This window comes from Bradyrhizobium sp. P5_C11_2 (assembly GCF_054049755.1).
The window spans coordinates 1-5,704 of sequence record NZ_JBFULT010000491.1 but is presented as its reverse complement, the minus strand read 5'-3'; the positions used below and the strand labels follow the sequence as shown (position 1 = coordinate 5,704).

The 5,704-nt window shown below is 64.4% G+C and carries 5 protein-coding genes, 1 tRNA gene and 1 pseudogene; 6 read left to right on the top strand and 1 reads right to left on the bottom strand.

Going from position 1 to position 5,704, the window contains the following annotated elements; genetic code table 11:
- Positions 1-682 precede the first annotated feature (682 nt).
- Positions 683-1,552, top strand: coding sequence for a VOC family protein (locus ACXJL8_RS31915; protein WP_456619009.1), 870 nt, complete (start codon positions 683-685; stop codon positions 1,550-1,552).
- 202 nt (positions 1,553-1,754) lie between these two features.
- Positions 1,755-3,605, top strand: a complete 1,851-nt coding sequence (gene ilvD, locus ACXJL8_RS31910) for a dihydroxy-acid dehydratase (protein WP_456619010.1) — start codon at positions 1,755-1,757, stop codon at positions 3,603-3,605.
- Positions 3,606-3,641: 36 nt separating this feature from the next.
- Here the strand turns inward: ilvD and ACXJL8_RS31905 are convergent, their stop codons facing one another.
- Positions 3,642-3,797, bottom strand: coding sequence for a hypothetical protein (locus tag ACXJL8_RS31905; protein ID WP_456619011.1), 156 nt, complete (start codon positions 3,795-3,797; stop codon positions 3,642-3,644).
- A gap of 55 nt (positions 3,798-3,852) precedes the next feature.
- Here ACXJL8_RS31905 and ACXJL8_RS31900 point away from each other — a divergent pair, with 55 nt between their 5' ends.
- From ACXJL8_RS31900 to ACXJL8_RS31885, 4 genes and pseudogenes are all read left to right on the top strand, one after another.
- Positions 3,853-4,179 carry a hypothetical protein gene (locus ACXJL8_RS31900; protein WP_456619012.1) on the top strand — a complete coding sequence of 109 codons (327 nt, stop codon included), beginning with the start codon at positions 3,853-3,855 and terminating at the stop codon, positions 4,177-4,179.
- Positions 4,180-4,460: 281 nt separating this feature from the next.
- A tRNA-Ser gene (locus ACXJL8_RS31895) sits at positions 4,461-4,550 on the top strand.
- Between the two features lie 162 nt (positions 4,551-4,712).
- Positions 4,713-4,862 (top strand): annotated as a pseudogene (locus ACXJL8_RS31890) (Arm DNA-binding domain-containing protein); the annotation flags it as partial.
- 34 nt (positions 4,863-4,896) lie between these two features.
- Positions 4,897-5,634, top strand: a complete 738-nt coding sequence (locus ACXJL8_RS31885; protein WP_456686217.1) for a tyrosine-type recombinase/integrase — start codon at positions 4,897-4,899, stop codon at positions 5,632-5,634.
- Positions 5,635-5,704: the final 70 nt, after the last annotated feature.

Sequence of the window (5,704 nt, the reverse complement as noted above, 5' to 3'; positions counted from 1 at the left end):
CGCCGAGGCCTAGCACCAGCGGCAGCGGCCCCACGATGCGCAGCAACCCGCGCATGATACGGCGCATCCCACCACACCAACGGCACAACCCGCACATCGGCAACCGACGCCACATCGGCAACCACGGCAAGCCCGGCAGCCTCTGCAGCCGCGGCAACCGCCGCATCCGCGCCACGCCAGCYGCACGCGGCTACCGACGTTTTCCTTGTCGAAGAGATGGAAGGTGGCGAGGCTGACGTCAGCCATTTCCTCTTCATCGAGGGTGATTGCCTGACCCGATCCAAAGTTCGGCAATTGCTGTACGTCGTGTGTCGGCACGGCGGACGCCGATGCGCCTCCCGCCAGCGAGAACGTCAACCCTGCGGCTCCGAACGCCGGCACGGCGACTTTGGTCACTCGCTTCTTCCCTTTAGAAGTCTGCTTCGCCTGCCGCATGGTCGAACCTCCGAGCATTGCAAGAAGCATCCCAGCCGCGGTAAGTCTACGCCCAGGAAATCACGCGAGCAACAACTACGCGCACCAAAGCGCGGCGCGGCACGTTCAGGATATATTCATCTTCATGAACGGCATCGGCACGGCCCGTTGACACAGGCATCAACGATCCACGCACGTGGCGGGCGCGCACGGAGTGCCGCTTGGTGCGGTGCCGCAATCGCATCGGGGCTTGAACGGAGAGATCGGCGTGGCAGATCAACTCGGACGTTTCGCCTGGTACGAACTCCTGACCACGGATGTCACGGCAGCAGGCGCATTCTATCGCAAGGCCGTCGGCTGGGGGTTGAGGGATGAGTCGACTCCGGAGCTGGCTTACAAGGTGGTGAGCAGCGGCAGCGCTCCGGTCGGCGGACTTATGGATCTCCCGGAGGAGGGGCGGAGACTGGGGGCGACGCCGAGGTGGATCGGTTACGTCGCCGTCGACGACCTGGAGGGGACCGCCGCGCAGATCAGGCGTCTCGGAGGCTCGATCCTTGTGCCGCCGACCGATACCAATATTGGCCGAATAGCGGTCGTTGCCGATCCGCAGAAAGCGACGTTCGGTCTCATCCAGGAGTCGACATATGGCCGATCGACGCCGGGCGGGCTGGACGAGCCGGGGCGCGTTGGCTGGCACGAGCTATTGGCCGGCGACCGGACCGCGATCTTCGATTTCTACAGAGAACTATTTGGTTGGCAGAAGGCCGACGCTCAAGCCGATCCAGCGGACTGGTATCAATTGTTTTCGGCGGGTGGGCAAACGGTCGGTGGCATGCTGACGAAACTTCCGAGCGTAGCGCAGCCATGCTGGCTGCATTACTTCAATGTCGACGACATCGGCGCTGCGACCAAGCATGTGAATGCTGGTGGAGGCCGGATCCTCCAGGGTCCGATCGAATTGCCTGATGGCTGCTGGATCGCACGATGTGTCGATCCCCAGGGCGCCCTGTTTGCACTGCAGGGGGCCCGAGGTCATCCAGGCATCGAGCCATCCTCGGCCTCGGAAGTCGGGTGGTCCGCCAAGTGGGGCGACGTTGCCTCACAGGGGAGAATTGTGCTGCCCAAGCCGAAGCGCTAGCTGCGGCGTCTGCCCGGCGCTGGCGCGACCCTCCAAGAGGCCGCGCCGGGAGCAGGGGAGGCCTGCGATAGGCCGATCCGGCCGCCGCTGGGCCAAGTTCCCGTTGCGCCAGCCCACCCCGTGCGCTATCCGGCCGGAAAGGCCTGAGGCGGCTTCTGAATTTTCCCGCTCAGGCACCCAAACCCCGAGGACGGAAACCGCCATGCCAGCCTATCGCTCCCGCACCACCACCCACGGCCGCAACATGGCGGGCGCCCGCGGCCTCTGGCGCGCGACGGGCATGAAGGATGCGGATTTCGGCAAGCCGATCATCGCGGTCGTCAACTCCTTCACCCAGTTCGTGCCCGGCCACGTCCATCTGAAGGACCTCGGCCAGCTCGTCGCCCGCGAGATCGAGCAGGCCGGCGGCGTGGCGAAAGAGTTCAACACCATCGCGGTCGACGACGGCATCGCCATGGGCCATGACGGCATGCTCTACAGCCTGCCGTCGCGCGAGCTCATCGCCGACAGCGTCGAATACATGGCCAACGCCCATTGCGCCGACGGCCTCGTCTGCATCTCCAATTGCGACAAGATCACGCCCGGCATGCTGATGGCGGCGCTGCGCCTCAATATCCCCGCCGTGTTCGTCTCGGGCGGTCCGATGGAGGCCGGCAAGGTCAAGCTCCAGGGCAAGACCAAGGCAGTCGACCTCATCGACGCCATGGTCGCCGCGGCCGACTCCAAGGTCAGCGACGAGGACGTCAAGGTGATCGAGCGCTCGGCGTGCCCGACCTGCGGTTCGTGCTCGGGCATGTTCACCGCCAATTCGATGAACTGCCTGACCGAGGCGCTGGGCCTCGCGCTGCCCGGCAACGGCACCGTGGTCGCAACCCATGCCGACCGCAAGCGGCTGTTCGTCGAGGCCGGCCACACCATCGTCGATCTCGTCCGTCGCTATTACGAGCAGGACGATGCCTCCGTGCTGCCGCGCAACGTCGCCAACTTCAAGGCGTTCGAGAACGCGATGACGCTCGACATCGCGATGGGCGGCTCGACCAACACCGTGCTGCATCTGCTTGCCGCCGCCCATGAAGGGCAGGTGGAATTCACCATGCGCGACATTGACCGTCTCTCGCGCCGGGTGCCGGTGCTGTGCAAGGTCGCGCCGTCCGTCGCCGACGTGCATGTCGAGGACGTGCACCGTGCCGGCGGCATCATGGGCATTCTGGGCGAGCTCGACCGTGCCGGGCTGATCGACACCTCGGTCTCGACCGTGCATGCGCCGACCATGAACGATGCGCTGGAGCGCTGGGACGTCAAGCGCTCCAAGAGCGAGGCCGTGCGCACCTTTTTCCGCGCCTCGCCCGGCGGCATCCCGACGCAGGTCGCATTCAGCCAGGAGCGCCGTTACGACGAGCTCGATACCGATCGCGAGAAGGGCGTGGTCCGCAACCTCGAGCACGCCTTCAGCAAGGACGGCGGTCTCGCCGTGCTCTACGGCAATCTCGCGCAGGACGGCTGCATCGTGAAGACCGCCGGCGTCGACGCCTCGATCCTGAAATTCGCAGGGCCCGCCCGCGTGTTCGAAAGCCAGGACGCAGCCGTCGAGGGCATTTTGGGCGGCAAGGTCGTTGCCGGCGAGATCGTGGTCATCATCTACGAAGGCCCGCGCGGCGGACCGGGCATGCAGGAGATGCTCTATCCGACGAGCTATCTGAAATCGATGGGCCTGGGTAAGGCCTGCGCGCTAGTCACCGACGGACGTTTCTCCGGCGGCTCGTCCGGCCTGTCGATCGGGCATCTGTCGCCGGAAGCGGCCGAGGGCGGCAACATCGGCCTCGTGCGGACCGGCGATCGCATCGCCATCGACATCCCGAACCGCAGCATCAGCCTGGAGGTCTCCGACGAGGAACTCGCCAAGCGCCGTGCGGTGGAAGAGGCGAAGGGCGATGCCGCCTGGCAGGCGACCAACCGCAAGCGCAACGTCTCCACCGCGCTGCGGGCCTATGCTGCACTCACGACCAGTGCCGCGCGCGGCGCGGTGCGCGAGGTGAAGCGGCGCTCGAAGTAAGCGCGTCTTGTGCGGGCGTGATCGCGAGCGCCGCGATCACGCATCGCCCATGGTCAATGAGTTCTTACCGATCGGCGAAAATCCGCCGTTCGCATTAAGGATGCCCCAACGAACTTCGGCAGCCCAGGATTTCGCGGCGTATACTGCTGCGATCGTCAGATCCAAATCCATTTCGGGCAACTGGGGCACCACCACAATGTCTCGTACTCTTGCTGTCGTTTTCTCAACAGTCGTCGCCGCGATTTCGATGACGGGCGCGGCCTCCGCCGGCTGCTACAATTGCTACGCGCCGCCGCCGTGCACGACCTGCTACCAGCAGCAATATGTGCAGCCGCAATACCGCACCGTCGACGAGACCGTGATGGTTTCGCCCGGCGCCACGGTCGCGCACCGCACGCCGGCGCAGTACCGCACCGTGATGGTGCCGCAGACGGTGATGGTGGCGCCCCCGGGCGTCCAGTACGAGCGCATCCCGCCGCAATACGCCACGCGCCAGCGCGTCGAGATGGTCTCGCCCGGCTATTCCTATTACGCCCCGGTCGCGACCGGCTGCGCGTCCTGTGGCGGCTACTGAGCCAACGCATCCGCATACGAACTTCGCGCGGCGCTCCTCACGGGGCGCCGCGTTTTCTTTGGCCCGATACAAGCGAGGCCCGGTCGAGGAGGGGAAACTCCAGCCGGGCCTCGCAACCGGCAACGCCCTGGGTGGTGTCGACGGTCCTGCCGAAACTAGAGGACCACCCTGACGCTCGCCTGACAGACCGCGTCTTCGGAAGCGCGCAGGCCGCGCGGGTACGCCAACTTCGCGTTGCCTTGTGCGGTCGTCTGCGTTAAGCGACAGCCATTCGCCGCGAGGGAAGGGTGGCCGAGTGGTTTAAGGCACCGGTCTTGAAAACCGGCGTGCCCGCAAGGGTACCGTGGGTTCGAATCCCACCCCTTCCGCCAGTATATTGTTCTCCTCTGTTCGAAGTCGTTCGAATTCCACAGCAAAATCAGTGTCTTGCGCCGAAAGACTGTGCTTTGCAGTTCGCCGGTGTTCCTCCTAATCGGGGCACTGACCGTGGTTTTTGCCCGTGGGTTCGGAGGACGGTTTTTCCCGGAGGGACAATGGCTGGAAGGTTCAAACCGCTCGACGTAGAACGCCAAACCAAGCCCGGCAAATGCGCCGACGGCGGTGGGCTTTATTTGATTGTTACCGGACCAACATCGAAGAGCTGGTCGTACCGATATTGGAAGGACGGCAAGGAGCGCTGGCACGGCCTCGGCTCCTTAAAAGACGTGTCGCTAAAGGATGCGCGGCTGGCACAGGATGCGGCGCCTGCGCGTGAAAGGCGATCGCAGCACCGCCGGCGTGGACATAGTGCAGGAGAGGCGAAGGGCGCGCGAAGAGGCGAAAGCCGTCGAGGCCAAGGTTGTATTGCCGACGTTCGAGGAATGCGCGGAAGCCTACATCCGGACGAATTGGTCGACCTGGAGCGAGAAGCATCGCGATCAGTGGCCGTCCTCCCTCAAGCGTTACGCCTATCCCACCATCGGCAAGCTGACCATCCTGGAGATCAAGCCGAGCCACATCCACGATCTGCTCGAGCCGATCTGGGTGGAGAAGCGCGAGACTGCGAACCGGGTCCGCGGTCGGATTGAAACGATTGTTGCGAAGAACGTTGATATCGACGATCCAGACTTCCGCAATCCGGCCGAGCTTACGAGGCAGTTGCGCGAAAAGCTTCCAAAGCGCCCCAAGCGGGTCGTCCGCCATCATCCAGCCTTGCCGTACGCCGAGGCGCCGGCGTTCATGGAACTTCTTGCCGGTGCGCCCGGAACAGCTGCTGCGATGCTACGCTTCCTAATCTTCACGGCTTGCCGCACGAACGAGGCCGTCGAAGGGCATTGGTCTGAGATCGATCGCCCAGGCTCGACCTGGAAAATTCCCGGCGAGCGAATGAAGATGGACCAGGACCACTACGTCCCTTTGACGGATCCCGCGTTGGCGGTCCTCGATGARATGCGAGACGGCCGCCAGGCGAACTGATCTTCACCAATCCCGAAGGCGGGTCATTCTCCGAAAACGCGATGCTCGCGGTACTTGATCGTATCGGCTA

Coding starts and splice junctions, on each gene's coding strand:
- ilvD (WP_456619010.1), top strand. CDS start 1,755: ATGCCAGCCTATCGCTCCCGCACCACCACCCACGGCCGCAACATGGCG.
- ACXJL8_RS31900 (WP_456619012.1), top strand. CDS start 3,853: ATGACGGGCGCGGCCTCCGCCGGCTGCTACAATTGCTACGCGCCGCCG.